This is a genomic window from Bradyrhizobium ottawaense (genome assembly GCF_002278135.3).
Classification (GTDB): domain Bacteria; phylum Pseudomonadota; class Alphaproteobacteria; order Rhizobiales; family Xanthobacteraceae; genus Bradyrhizobium; species Bradyrhizobium ottawaense.
Map to the genome: position 1 here is coordinate 1,796,184 of NZ_CP029425.2, position 12,581 is coordinate 1,808,764.

Genomic DNA, 12,581 nt, shown 5'->3' on the forward strand with positions numbered 1-12,581 from the left:
ATGATGGCCTCAGTACGAGCGCGGCATGCCGAGCACATGCTCGGCAACGAAGGAGAGCACGAGGTTGGTCGAGATCGGCGCCACCTGATAGAGCCGCGTCTCGCGGAATTTGCGCTCGACGTCGTATTCCTCGGCGAAGCCGAAGCCGCCATGGGTCTGGATGCAGGCGTTCGCCGCCTCCCAGGACGCATCCGCCGCCAGCATCTTGGCCATGTTGGCCTCCGCGCCGCAGTCGAGCCCGGCCTCGTATTTGCGCGTGGCTTCCTTCACCATCAGTTCGGCCGCGCGCATCGAGGCATAGGCCTTGGCGATCGGGAACTGGATGCCCTGGTTCTGGCCGATCGGCCGGCCGAACACGCTGCGCTCCTTGGCGTAGTTCGTCGCCTTGGCGATGAACCATTTGGCGTCGCCGACGCATTCGGCGGCGATCAGGATACGCTCGGCGTTCATGCCGGAGAGGATGTAGCGAAAGCCCTTGCCTTCCTCGCCGATCAGATTCTCCGCCGGCACCTTCATGTCGGTAAAGAACACTTCGGTGGTGGCGTGGTTCATCATGGTGCGGATCGGGCGGATCTCGAGGCCGTTGTTCTTGGCCTCGCGCATGTCGACGATGAACACCGACAGGCCGTCCGTGCGCTTCTTGGCCTGCTCCTTCGGCGTGGTGCGCGCCAGCAGAACCATCAAATCGGAATGCTCGGCGCGGCTGGTCCAGATCTTCTGGCCGTTGACGATGTAGCTGTCGTTGCCGTCCTTGCGCGCGAAGGTTTTCAGCGAGGAGGTGTCGGTGCCGCTGGTCGGCTCGGTGACGCCGAAGGCCTGCAGGCGCAATTCGCCGCTGGCGATCTTCGGCAGATATTTTGCTTTTTGCTCGGCGTTGCCGTGTCGCAGCACGGTGCCCATCGTGTACATCTGGGCGTGGCAGCCGCCGCCGTTGCAGCCCGCACGCTGGATTTCTTCGAGGATCGCGGCCGCCGCGGACAGCTTCAGCCCCGCACCGCCATATTCCTCGGGGATCAGCACCGAGAGATAGCCGGCCGCTGTCAGCGCGTCGACGAACGCCTTGGGATAGGCCATCTCGCGATCGAGCTTGCGCCAATATTCGCCGGGGAACTGGGCGCAGAGCTTTGCGACGGCTTCACGGATGTCGGCGTAATCTTCGGTGTGGTGTTCTTCACTCATGGCGTTTCCAGTTCTTAGCGGCAGTTAAGATAACGCCGGCCGATCCTCAGGCGTTGTGAAAACAACGCCAACCCCCTATGCTCATTTGTTATAGCGTATGGAGTAGCCTTCCAGGATTGGCAAGCATGGATTTCCGGCAGCTCAGGACCTTCAGTTGCGTGGCGGAGCTCGGCAGTCTGAGCAAGGCCTCCGACACGCTGCGCGTGGCGCAGCCGGCGCTTTCCAGGCAAATCAAGCTGCTGGAACACGAGCTGCGCACGGAGCTTTTCACGCGCAACGGCCGCGGCATGGTGCTCACAGAGGCCGGGCGCCTGCTGCTGGCGCGCACCTCGGGCATCGTGCGTCAGATCGACCAGATCCGCGACGATATCCAGTCGTCCCAGGGGCCGCCGTCCGGCCAGGTCGTGCTTGGCCTGGTTCCAACCGTGAGCTGCGTGCTGTCGGCGCGCTTTGCGCGGCGCTGCGTCGAAAAATTTCCCGGCATTTCGCTGCGCATCGTCGAGAGCTACAGCGGCCATCTGGTCGAATGGCTGCATCGCGGCGAGATGGATCTCGCCATCCTCTATGGCCGCTCGGCCGATCTGCATCTCAACGTGGAGAGCCTGGGGCGCGACAACATCGTCGCGGTCGGCCCGCGCGGCTGCGGCCTCGCGCGCAAGAAGAGCGTCGACATCGGCTGGCTGCTGCGGCAACGGCTGGTGCTGCCCTCTCACTCGCACGGCCTCCGTGCGCTGATCGAGCACGCGGCCGCCCAGCGCAAGATCAAGCTCGACGTCCAGCTCGAGGCGGATTCGTTCCGCGTGCTGACCAGCCTGGTCGAGGAGGGGCTCGGCTTCGCGCTGCTGCCGCCGTCGTCGGTCCACGGCGAGGTCGCGGACGGGCGGCTGGAAACCGCTGTCGTCTCCAAGCCGATGACGCGCGAGCTCATTTTCGCTTCTCCGATCGACCGCCCGGTCTCGACGGCCTCGCTCGCCGTCACGGCGCTTCTGCGCGAGGAAGTCGCCGCCTGCCGCAAGGAAGGCGTGTGGGATATCAAATTGAGTTAGATGCGGCTCGTGTCGTAGAACAGCCGCGCGCCGCCCGGCCATCGCATCTGGCGCGAGCTGTCATGCCGAAATTTTATAGCTGGGCTGGAGCGCCAACATACCGCTCTCGTGCCCCGGACGCAGCGCAGCACGCCCGGCGATGCGAAGCATCGTCCGGTGTGTGATGCGCTGCAGAGCCGGGGCCCATGTTGCAGCGAGGCCGTTGCTTGCTGGGTCCCGGCTCTGCGCCGCACCGCTACGCGCTGCGGTGCGTCCGGGACACGAGCGAAGAAGACGCTTCGCTCGCAATGACGGAGGTTAGAGCCTACCCCGGAATCCTCACCGGCAGCGTCTCGTACCCCTTGATGAAGCTCGAATAGATCCGCTTGGGCTCGCCGACCACCTCGATGCGGTCGAAGCGCTTCAGCATCTCTTCCCAGACGATGCGCAGCTGCAGCTCGGCGAGGCGCATGCCGACGCAGCGGTGGATACCGAAGCCGAAGGAGAGGTGGGTGCGCGGGCGCGGACGGTCGATGATGAAGTCGTTCGGCTTGTCGAACATCTCCTCGTCGCGGTTGCCGGAGACGTACCACATCACCACGCGGTCGCCCTTCCTGATGTGCTTGCCGCCGATCTCGGTGTCTTGCAAGGCGGTGCGGCGCATATGCGCCAGCGGCGTCTGCCAGCGGATCACCTCGGGCACCATGGAGTCGATCAGCTCCGGATTGGCGCGCAGCTTGTCGTATTGCTCCGGGTTCTCGCTCAGCGCCAGCACCGAGCCGGTCATGGTGTTGCGCGTGGTGTCGTTGCCCCCGACGATGAGCAGGATGATGTTGCCCATGAGGTTCTCGGGGTCCATGTGGCGCGTGGCATCGTTGTGCGCCATCAGCGACAGCAGATCGTTGCGCGGTGCGGAGTTGACGCGCTCGTTCCACAGCTTTGACATGTAGGCGTAGCACTCGTCCATCTCGCGGCGGCGCTCTTCGGCGGAGGCGACGATGCCGCTCTTGGGCAGCGCGGTCGAAACGTCCGACCAGCGCGTCAGCTTGCGCCGCTCCTCCCAGGGGAAGTCGAACAGGGTCGCGAGCATCTGCGTCGTCAGCTCGATCGAGACGCGCTCGACGAAGTTGAAGGTCTCGTTGCGCGGCAGATTGTCGAGCACGGTCTGCGAGCGCTGCCGGATCAGCTTTGCCAGCTCGTCCAGATGTGTCGGCGTGAACATCGGCGACACCGTCTTGCGCTGCGACGAATGCCTGGGCTGGTCCATCGCGATGAAGCTCGGATAGTCGTAGCCTTCCGGCACGTCGCGGATCGAGATGCCGCCGAGCGTGGAGTCCGAGGAAAAGATGCCGTGATTGGTGTCGACATGCATGATGTCGTTGTATTTCACCACCGACCAGTACGGCTCGATCGGCGCGTTGGTGCAGTAATGCACCGGCTCTTCCTTGCGCAGACGCTCGAACCACGGCCACAGCGTGTCGTCCTGGAACAGCCTGGGCGCGCCGGGGTGGAATTGCGCCAACGGCGTCGCATAGGCCTCCTCGCGGGCCCTGCGCATGCGTTCGGCCTTGTCCACTTTAACGGGCGCTTGGATGTTCATCGTCGTGGCTCCAGTTGGCTCTTCCTTCACCTCGCCCCGCTTGCGGGGAGAGGTCGGATCGCATCGTTAGATGCGATCCGGGTGAGGGGGACTCTCTGCGATTCGGCTGTCGCCGTCTTCGGGGAGAGAGCCCCTCACCCCTCCCTCTCCCCGTAAGAACGGAGGGAGGGTTTTTCGTCTCACGCCGCAATCTTCACCGGCAGTTCTTCCAGACCCTTCACGAAACTCGAATAGACCCGCTTGGGTTCGCCGACCACGTCGATATGATCGAACCGCTTCAGGATCTCCTCCCAGATGATCTTGAGCTGGAGTTCGGCAAGCCTGAGGCCGACGCAGCGGTGGATGCCGAAGCCGAACGACAGATGCGTGCGCGGGCGGGCGCGGTCAATGATGAATTCGTAGGGCTTCTCGATCGCCTCCTCGTCGCGGTTGCCCGAGACGTACCACATCACGACCTTGTCACCTTTCTTGATCTCTTTGCCCCGGAACCCGAAGTCGGCGAGCGCCGTGCGCCGCATATGCGCCAGCGGCGTCTGCCAGCGGATCACTTCGGGCACGAAGCTGTCGAGCAGAGCGGGATTTTCGCGCAGCTTGCGATACTGCTCGGGATGCTGGCTCAGCGCGTGGAGCGAGCCCGACATGGTGTTGCGCGTGGTGTCGTTGCCGCCGACGATCAAAAGCACGAGATTGCCGAGGAAGTTCTTGGCGTCCATGTCGCGGGTCGCGGCGCCATGCGCCATCATCGAGAGCAGGTCGCTCTTCGGCGGCTGCGCGATGCGCTCCTTCCACAGCCGCGCGAAATAGCCGGCGCATTCGGTCAGCTCGGCCTGCCGCTCGTCCTCGGTGGCGACGAGTCCGTCAGGCCCGGGAATGGTGGTGGCGATGTCGGACCAGCGCGTCAGCTTGCGGCGGTCCTCCCAGGGAAAGTCGAACAGCACCGCCAGCATCTGCGTCGTCAGCTCGATCGAGACGCGATCGACCCAGTCGAACACCTCGCCGCGGGGCAGATTGTCCAGGCACTCGGCCGAGCGCTTGCGGATGTTGAGGGCGAGATTGTCCAGATGCGTCGGCGTGAACATCGGCGCCACGGTCTTGCGCTGCGCCGCATGGCGCGGCGGGTCCATCGAGATGAAGCTCTCGCGGCGCAGGTCCGGATCGATGTCGCGGATGGTGATGCCGCCGAGGGAGGAGGCCGAGGAGAACACCGAATGGTTGGTCTCGATCTCCATGATGTCGTTGTAGCGCGTCACCGACCAGTACGGGCCGAACATCGAGTCCTTGCAGTAGTGCACGGGATCTTCGCGGCGCAGCCGATCGAAATACGGCCAGAACGTATCGGTCCTGAACAATTCCGGATCGCCCGGATCGAATTGCTCCAGCGGCAGTGTCGTGGCGCGCTCGCGAAGGGCGTCGAGCTTGGCCGCGCTCTCGATGGTCCCATGCATGACCGTTCTCCCTGGCATGTACCGCGCGTTCTCGTTGAATTCTGCGCTGCGGTATTTGATGTGCAATTACAGCCGGTTATCTGCGCCGGAGCAAGGGAGAGTTTTGTCACATCCAACCTTTGCGAGAGGGTGGATGTGAAGCCCGAATGGAGCCACCGGGTCGGCGCAAAGCGCCGCCCGATGACAGGCTCCGCGTCATCCGGGGCCGGCGTCGCTTGGGGCACGATCACGGATTACGCTGACGGGATCTCGATCAGCGTGACCCTCCGCACACCGTTTGTCGTGAAAACGTGCCAGAAACCGACTGGAATCAAGGTAAATCGAACCCCGCCATCTTGGGGGCCGACCAACCTCTGATCTATAGTTTGACCCGATCAAGACCGCATCCCGAGGTTGCCGCCGTGAACGACATGCAATGGACCCCCATCGGCTCCGAGCCCTTACCGCCGCCGCTGCCGCCCACGCGGGTCGATTTCAGCGGTGACCGCTCCGAGTTCCGCAAAATGGTCACCAAGGGTGCCATGCTGGAGCTGGTCACCTTCGGCTTCTACCGGTTCTGGCTCGTCACCGACATCCGTCGTCATCTGTGGGCGAACACCGGGATCGACGGCGATGCCGCCGAATATACCGGCCGCGCCAAGGAGCTGCTGGTCGGCTTCCTGTTCGCGCTCGCGATCCTGGTGCCGATCTACCTCGCCTACTTCCTGATCGGCATCGAGTTCGAGCGCTGGCAGGGGTTTGCCTCGACGCCGCTGTTCATCGGCTTCTACGCCTTCGGCCAGTTCGCGATTTTTCGCGCGCGACGTTACCGGTTGACGCGCACCGTTTGGCGCGGCGTCCGCTTCTGGATGGACGGCTCGGGCTGGGCCTATTCGTTCCGCGCCATGGCGTGGGGCTTGCTCGTGTTCCTGACGCTCGGCCTGGCGCTGCCCTGGCGCGAGGCCGCGCTCGAACGCTACAAGATGCAGCACACCCATTACGGCGATCTCCGCGGCGATTTTGAGGGCAACGGCTGGACCTTCTTCAAGCGCGGTTGGTGGCTGTGGCTGCTCAGCCCGATCGCGCTGGTGATCTTCCCGCTTGCGCCGTTCTTCTATGCGGAATTCAAGGCGCGCGAGTGGCGCTGGTGGCTCGACGGCATCCGCATCGGCGGCGTCAGCCTGTCCTCGGACCTGCCGCACGATGCCTTCTACGGCCTGTACTGGAAGGTGATCGGCTGGTGGACGCTGCTCTCGATGGTGTTCTCCGCCTATCTCGGCGGCAGCGCCTTAGCGGTCGTCCAGCTGAGCGGCGTTCCGGCCGATCAGGTGTTCGGCTCCGACAATGCCGCCAGGAGCATCCCGATGGTGGTGATGATGGTGATCGGCTATCTCGCGCTGGCGCTTGCGATCAACATCGTCATGCGGGTCTATCTTCAGCGTGATCTCTGGGCCAAGGTGCTGGAGACCGTCAAGGTGCACGACATCGGCGCGGCGTCGGATGTGCAGGGGCGCGGCGTACTTGCCAGCGCGCTCGGCGAAGGTTTTGCCGACGGGCTCGATGTCGCGGGATTCTGAGCTGTGACTGACGTATTTGCCGAGGCGCCGGCGCAGGCCGCCAAGCCGACCATCTTCTTCGACGGCACGTCGAGCCGCCGGCGGCAGGTGACGCTGACGTTCGCCGACGCGCTCGATATCCTTGAGGAGGGCGGAACGCCGGTTCGCTGGTCCTATGCTGACATTCGCCGCGCCGACAGTCCGCCCGGGATTTTGCGTCTGGCTTGCACCACGGCGCCGCCGCTGGCGCGGCTCGAGATCCGCGACGCCGTACTCGCGGCAGACGTGACCATCCGCTGCACCCATCTCGACGAGCACCGGACCTCGCGCCGCGGCGTCGCAAAAATCGTCGGCTGGTCGGTGGCCGCCACCGTCTCCATCGTCTGCGTCGTGCTGTTCGGCGTGCCGCTCGCCGCCGACCGCCTCGCGCCGCTGGTGCCGAAACCGATCGAGCGGCGCATCGGCGATGCCTCCGAAGTCCAGGTGAAGACCATCTTCGGCCGCAGCGTGTGCGAAGACCCCGCGGGCAAGGCCGCGTTCACAAAGCTGGTCAACCGCCTGCGCGATGCCGCCGGCCTCGACGACGATTCCATGACGGCGGGCGTGCTGCCGACCGCGGTGCCGAACGCGTTCGCGCTGCCCGGCGGCAAGGTCTACGTGCTGAGGGGCCTGCTCGACAAGGCGCAAAACCCCGACGAGCTCGCCGGCATCCTCGCCCACGAGCTCGGCCATCTCAAGCATTACGACAACATGCGCGGCCTGATCTACAACGGCGGCACGTCGTTCCTGATCGGCCTGTTGTTCGGCGACGTCACCGGCTCATCCGCCGTGATCTTTGCCTCGCGCACCGTCGTCGAAGCCTCCTATTCGCGCGAGGCCGAGACCGCCGCCGATACGTTCGCGATCGAGATCATGCACAAGCTCGGCCGTTCGCCGAAGCCCGCGGCCGAGCTGATGTTCCGCATCACCGGCAAGGAGGGCGGCTCCACGCTCACGTCGATCCTCGCCAGCCACCCGCTGACCGAGGACCGCCTCGCCCGCATGACCAGGGAAGATCGCCCGGCCAGCGGCCCGCCGCTGCTGACGGACAAGGAATGGCAGTCACTGAAGGGGATTTGCGGCAGCGGGAAGGTGTGAACTTCTCTTACCGCGTCCCGTAAGCGCGGTCGCCGGCGTCGCCGAGGCCCGGCAGGATGAACCCGTTCTCGTCGAGGCCCTCGTCCACCGCCGCGGTCCAGATCGGCACGTCCGGATGCAAGCCGCGCAGCCGTTCGAGGCCTTCCGGGGCGGCGATCAGGCAGGCGAGGCGGATGTCCCTGGCGCCGCGCTCCTTCAGGCGGTCGATGGCAGCGACAGCCGTGTTGGCGGTGGCGACCACCGGGGTCACCACGATCGCGAGGCGCTCGCCGAGGTCGGACGGCGATTTGAAGAAATACTCGACCGCCGCAAAGCTGTGCGGCTCGCGGTAGAGTCCGATATGGGCGACGCGCGCGGTCGGCACCAAATCCATCATGCCGTCGACGAAGGTGGTGCCGGCGCGCAGCATCGGCACGAACACCAGCTTCTTGCCGGCGATCTTGGCCGAGTGCATCGTCGCCAGCGGCGTCTCGATGACGGTGTCAGCAAGCGGCAGGTCGCGCGTCACCTCGTAGCACAAGAGCATGCCGATCTCCTTGATCAGCTCGCGGAACGACTTTGTTGAAATCGATTTGTCCCGCACCAGCGTCAGCTTGTGCTGCACCAGCGGGTGATCGACGATCGTGACGCCTTCCATGATGGGATGCTCCTGAAATTCATCAAGTGAATGTGTGAGCGGCAGCGAGGATTAGAAAACCGTGCCGTCGCTGATGACCTTGAGCGGGGGGGAGCCATCGGGACGGCGCGCAAACGCAATGGCGCGGCCGGCGGCCCAGGTGCCGCCTTCCAAGATGCTGGCGAGCGGCAGCGACTCCGGCGAGCGACCGAGCTTGGTGCGGATGCGCTCCGCAAGCCGATCGAGCAGCGCGACGGTGAGCGCGCGCCATTCCACGACGAGCAGCGAATCCACCGCATGTGCGCGCTCGGCATCGGCGGCATCGCGCAGGCGCAGCACCTCGTGATCGACGAACAGGCCGCCGTTGCGGTATTCGGCAAGCCCGGTCAGGCCGTCGATGTCGGTGACCTCGAAGCCTGCGCGCTGCAGCGGCTCGATCAGCGAATAGCTCAGCCATTGCGACAGCTTGTGAAGGGGCACGAGGCCCTCCGTTGAGTCGTTCGCCTTGATCGCCGGGTGGCGCCAGCAATCGCCAAGCGGAATCCCAGCAAGCTCCAGCCGCGATGGCCAGATCGGCCCGAGCTCGTTCAGCACGGCGGTCAGGATGGTGGGCGCGGCAATGGTGCCGCTCACAGCGCGAGCTGCGATATGATCGAACAGCCCGCCCGGCCGCGGCGCATCGTGCCGTGCAAAAATCTCCGGGTAGTTCGCAACATGCTCGCCCAGGCGCCGCAGCAGATCCGCACGCCCTTCGAGGCCGAGCAGAGGGTTGGCATCGCTGACCTGAAACGCTGAGGTGAGGAAGGCGAGGGGCAGCTGTGCGAGCACATCCGCATCAGCCCTGAACGGCGCACGCGCATCGCCGGAAAAGAGCCCGCTCGCGAACATGTCGAGGCTCGCAATCGCAAGGCCCTCGGAGCGGCCGATGGCTTCGCCCGTCACCGCGTCGCGATAGCGCCACGCAGCGCCGGCGCCGGCATCGAGCAGGACGGAGACGATCGCGAGGTCGAACTCGGCCCGCGCCCGCGCCGCGCGATCCGGCCATAATGCAGCGTCGGCAAGCCGCGCCCAGCGGTCGACGCCGCCGAGCACGAAGTGACGCCAGCGCGCGTGGAAGGGCACGTCCAGCGTCGGATAGGCTTTTCGGGTGACCGCGATCACGGCGTCGGCAACGCCGTCCATGCGGTCGAGATCGATCGTGAAGTGGCTCAAGCCGCCGGCAAGGCCGATCTCAAGCATCTCGCCGGCACGCGCGCGAACCGCTGCTGCGCTGAGCAGCGAGCGGGCTTCTCGTTCCAAAGAGTCCGACATCGCGCGATCAGTATTTTTCCAGCGAGCGCCCGACCACGCCGTCCACGTCCTTCTCGGGCGCGATGTCGGTCGAGTAATAGCCGGCGGCCTTCTTCGCGGCGATCTCGACATGGGCATCGGCCGGAATCAGCTCCAGCGGGATCGGCACGCGCTCGACGATGTCGATGCCTTGGGAGGTCAGCGCGTCGTGCTTCATGTCGCTCATCGACAGGAAGCGGTCGATGCGCTTCAGGCCCAGCCAGTGGATCGTGTCCGGCATCAGCTGCTGGAAGCGTGCGTCCTGCACGCCGGCGACGCATTCGGTGCGCTCGAAATAGGCGGCGGCCGCGTCGCCATCCTCCTGGCGCTTGCGCGCGTTGTAGACCAGGAATTTGGTGACCTCGCCGAGCGCGCGGCCTTCCTTGCGATTGTAGACGACGAGCCCGAGCCCGCCCTCCTGCGCGCCGCGTGCGGATTCCTCGATGCCGTGGATGAGATAGGGCCGGCAGGTGCAGATGTCGGAGCCGAACACATCGGACCCGTTGCACTCGTCATGCACGCGGCAGGTGATCTTGGTGCGATGGTCCGGCAGTTTCGTCACATCGCCGAACATGTAGACCGTGGTACCGCCGATCGGCGGCAGGAACACCTTCATGTCCGGCCGCGTGACGAGCTCGGGGAACATGCCGGCGGTCTGCTCGAACAGCGTGCGGCGCAGCTCGGTCTCGCCGGTGCCGAAGCGCGCCGCAAGGCCGGGCAGGTGCCAGACCGGATCGATCGCGATCTTCACCACGGAGACGCTGCCATTGGCATGCACGACCTCACCGTCGGCGCGTAAGCGTTTCGCTGCCAGCGCCTCGCGGATCTCCGGCAGGTCGAGCCGCGCCCGCGTCACCGCGATGCTCGGGCGGATGTCGGAGCCTTCTGCGATCTCCTTGCCGAAATTCTCCGCGACCAGATGCCCCCAGGGATCGAGCGCGACGATCTTGGCGGGATCGCGCCATTGCTCGAACGGACCGATGGTTGCAGCCGGAAAGGTGTTGGTGAGGTCGGGCCTCCGAATCGGATCGAGCGCGCCGGCGGACACTGCGAGCGCGCGGTACATCGCATAGGACCCGCCATGGCTGCCGATCACGTTGCGATCCCCGGCGCGCGAGACCGTGCCGATGATCGGTCCGCGGGCGCGCGCGTCAGGGGCGCCCCAGTGGATCGGGAAGGCGGACTTCCGGCCCGGCTCCGGATGGGAGGTCAGGCGGATGTGGTCGGTACGGTTCGCGCGGCTCATGACCAAACTCCCAAAAAGCCAACGGCCCGCCGCTCGGACGGGCCTGGCTCGGTCGCGTTGCCGACGCGGAACATCGGCGACGCAAGCTCAATCCAACATATTGTAGCGGCAAGACGCGACAGACAAGTTAATCGTGCTGCGCGCCCCGGAAGGATCATTCCCGCGCCCGTCCGGATCGGCGGTCGACGCCGAAATGCTCCCTATATCTATGTAATCGTTTGAATTTTTGAAAGGGGCGGGCGGCGCCTCGGCCTCCAAACGCGTGACTGGATAAAGCCCGTATATTCAGACATATCGACTGGATCGGCTGCCCGCCCCGGAGACCCCCATGCCCGCCAGCTACATCGACCCCCGCAACGCAAAGCTCTACTCGCTCGACCAGCCGCGCTGGTGCTCGGACGAGCGCACGCCGCTACTGGTGACGCCGGGGGCGGGGATCACGCGCGAGGACATCGATGGCCGCACGCGCTCGCTCTGGCGCTACCGGGCGGCGCTGCCAGTCGAGATCAAGGCTCCGATCACGCTCGGCGAGGGCTGCACGCCGCTGGTGCAGCAGGACTGGGGCGATTTGCGGCCGTTGTTCAAGCTCGAATGGTTCAACCCGACCGGCAGCTTCAAGGATCGCGGCTCCGCCGTGATGCTGTCGTTCCTGCGCCAGATCGGCGTCGACGCAATTCTCGAAGATTCTTCCGGCAATGGGGGCTCGTCGATGGCCGGGCTCGGTGCCGCCGGCGGCATGCGCGTGAAGATTTTGGCGCCGGCCTCGACGTCGCCGGCCAAGATCGCGCAGGTGCGCGCCTACGGCGCTGCGGTGCAGCTCGTCGAGGGCCCGCGCGAGGAATCGGAGGCCGAGGCGATCCGCCAGTCGAGCCAGACCTTCTATGCCAGCCACAATTGGCAGCCGTTCTTCCTCGAAGGCACCAAATCGCTCGCCTATGAGATCTGGGAGGATCTCGGTTTCCGCGCGCCCGACAACGTCATCGTTCCCGTCGGCGCCGGCAGCTCTCTGCTCGGCTGCGCCTTCGGCTTCCGCGAGCTGTTGAAGGCCGGTCAGATCGCGAAGCTACCGCGGCTGTTCGCGGCGCAGCCGCTCAATTGCTCGCCGATCGATGCGAGCTTCAAGGCGGGCGTCGATACGCCAGTCGCGCGCGAGGTCAACAAGACCATCGCCGAAGGCACCGCCATCAAGCACCCGCTGCGCCTGCGCGAGATCGTCGCAGCTCTGCGCGAGAGCGGCGGCGCCACCGTCGCGCTCACCGAGGACGAGATCGTCGCCGCCCTGCGGCGCCTCGCGCGCCAAGGCCTGTTCGCCGAGCCGACCAGCGCAAGTGCTGCCGCCGCGCTGGAAAAACTATCTGCCATCGGCGCCATCAAGGCGAACGAGACCACGGTTGCCGTCCTCACCGGCACCGGCCTGAAGGCCGCGACCACGGTTGCCGATCTCGTGCAATAGGGCCGCGACGATGAAA

The 12,581-nt window shown here is 65.5% G+C and carries 10 protein-coding genes; 4 read left to right on the forward strand and 6 right to left on the reverse strand.

What is annotated here, in order from left to right:
* Positions 1–9: 9 nt before the first annotated feature.
* Positions 10–1,179 carry an acyl-CoA dehydrogenase family protein gene (locus tag CIT37_RS08585; RefSeq protein WP_018317224.1) on the reverse strand — a complete coding sequence of 390 codons (1,170 nt, stop codon included), beginning with the start codon at positions 1,177–1,179 and terminating at the stop codon, positions 10–12.
* 125 nt (positions 1,180–1,304) lie between these two features.
* On the opposite strand from CIT37_RS08585, the gene CIT37_RS08590 reads away from it, so the two are divergent.
* Positions 1,305–2,225 carry a LysR substrate-binding domain-containing protein gene (locus CIT37_RS08590; protein WP_028140398.1) on the forward strand — a complete coding sequence of 307 codons (921 nt, stop codon included), beginning with the start codon at positions 1,305–1,307 and terminating at the stop codon, positions 2,223–2,225.
* A gap of 304 nt (positions 2,226–2,529) precedes the next feature.
* Here CIT37_RS08590 and CIT37_RS08595 read toward each other — a convergent pair whose 3' ends face one another.
* Positions 2,530–3,804: a cytochrome P450 gene (locus CIT37_RS08595; protein WP_161966355.1), complete on the reverse strand. Its 1,275-nt coding sequence runs from the start codon at positions 3,802–3,804 to the stop codon at positions 2,530–2,532.
* A gap of 179 nt (positions 3,805–3,983) precedes the next feature.
* On the reverse strand, positions 3,984–5,249 hold the full coding sequence (locus CIT37_RS08600; protein ID WP_095426723.1) for a cytochrome P450: 1,266 nt from the start codon (positions 5,247–5,249) through the stop codon (positions 3,984–3,986).
* A gap of 410 nt (positions 5,250–5,659) precedes the next feature.
* Here CIT37_RS08600 and CIT37_RS08605 point away from each other — a divergent pair, with 410 nt between their 5' ends.
* A complete protein-coding gene (locus tag CIT37_RS08605) occupies positions 5,660–6,805 on the forward strand; it encodes a YjgN family protein (protein ID WP_174719470.1) in 1,146 nt (381 codons plus the stop codon).
* Positions 6,806–6,808: 3 nt separating this feature from the next.
* The gene (locus CIT37_RS08610; protein ID WP_095426721.1) at positions 6,809–7,921 is read left to right on the forward strand and encodes a M48 family metallopeptidase; all 1,113 of its coding nucleotides are present in this window, start codon (positions 6,809–6,811) and stop codon (positions 7,919–7,921) included.
* Positions 7,922–7,928: 7 nt separating this feature from the next.
* Here the strand turns inward: CIT37_RS08610 and upp are convergent, their stop codons facing one another.
* From upp to CIT37_RS08625, 3 genes are read right to left on the reverse strand one after another with little or no spacing between them, the layout of a single operon-like run.
* Positions 7,929–8,558: a uracil phosphoribosyltransferase gene (upp, locus tag CIT37_RS08615; RefSeq protein WP_018317218.1), complete on the reverse strand. Its 630-nt coding sequence runs from the start codon at positions 8,556–8,558 to the stop codon at positions 7,929–7,931.
* A 51-nt stretch (positions 8,559–8,609) separates the two neighbouring features.
* Complete coding sequence (locus CIT37_RS08620; RefSeq protein ID WP_095426720.1) at positions 8,610–9,848, reverse strand: URC4/urg3 family protein; 1,239 nt, start codon at positions 9,846–9,848, stop codon at positions 8,610–8,612.
* 7 nt (positions 9,849–9,855) lie between these two features.
* On the reverse strand, positions 9,856–11,112 hold the full coding sequence (locus CIT37_RS08625; protein ID WP_095426719.1) for a GTP cyclohydrolase II: 1,257 nt from the start codon (positions 11,110–11,112) through the stop codon (positions 9,856–9,858).
* Between the two features lie 328 nt (positions 11,113–11,440).
* On the opposite strand from CIT37_RS08625, the gene CIT37_RS08630 reads away from it, so the two are divergent.
* A complete protein-coding gene (locus CIT37_RS08630) occupies positions 11,441–12,565 on the forward strand; it encodes a threonine synthase (protein ID WP_095426718.1) in 1,125 nt (374 codons plus the stop codon).
* Positions 12,566–12,581: the final 16 nt, after the last annotated feature.

Excerpts from the sequence above, each read along its gene's own strand:
- CIT37_RS08585 (WP_018317224.1), bottom strand. The coding sequence starts at position 1,179 with ATGAGTGAAGAACACCACACCGAAGATTACGCCGACATCCGTGAAGCC.
- CIT37_RS08590 (WP_028140398.1), top strand. The coding sequence starts at position 1,305 with ATGGATTTCCGGCAGCTCAGGACCTTCAGTTGCGTGGCGGAGCTCGGC.
- CIT37_RS08595 (WP_161966355.1), bottom strand. The coding sequence starts at position 3,804 with ATGAACATCCAAGCGCCCGTTAAAGTGGACAAGGCCGAACGCATGCGC.
- CIT37_RS08600 (WP_095426723.1), bottom strand. The coding sequence starts at position 5,249 with ATGCATGGGACCATCGAGAGCGCGGCCAAGCTCGACGCCCTTCGCGAG.
- CIT37_RS08605 (WP_174719470.1), top strand. The coding sequence starts at position 5,660 with ATGCAATGGACCCCCATCGGCTCCGAGCCCTTACCGCCGCCGCTGCCG.
- upp (WP_018317218.1), bottom strand. The coding sequence starts at position 8,558 with ATGGAAGGCGTCACGATCGTCGATCACCCGCTGGTGCAGCACAAGCTG.
- CIT37_RS08620 (WP_095426720.1), bottom strand. The coding sequence starts at position 9,848 with ATGTCGGACTCTTTGGAACGAGAAGCCCGCTCGCTGCTCAGCGCAGCA.
- CIT37_RS08625 (WP_095426719.1), bottom strand. The coding sequence starts at position 11,112 with ATGAGCCGCGCGAACCGTACCGACCACATCCGCCTGACCTCCCATCCG.
- CIT37_RS08630 (WP_095426718.1), top strand. The coding sequence starts at position 11,441 with ATGCCCGCCAGCTACATCGACCCCCGCAACGCAAAGCTCTACTCGCTC.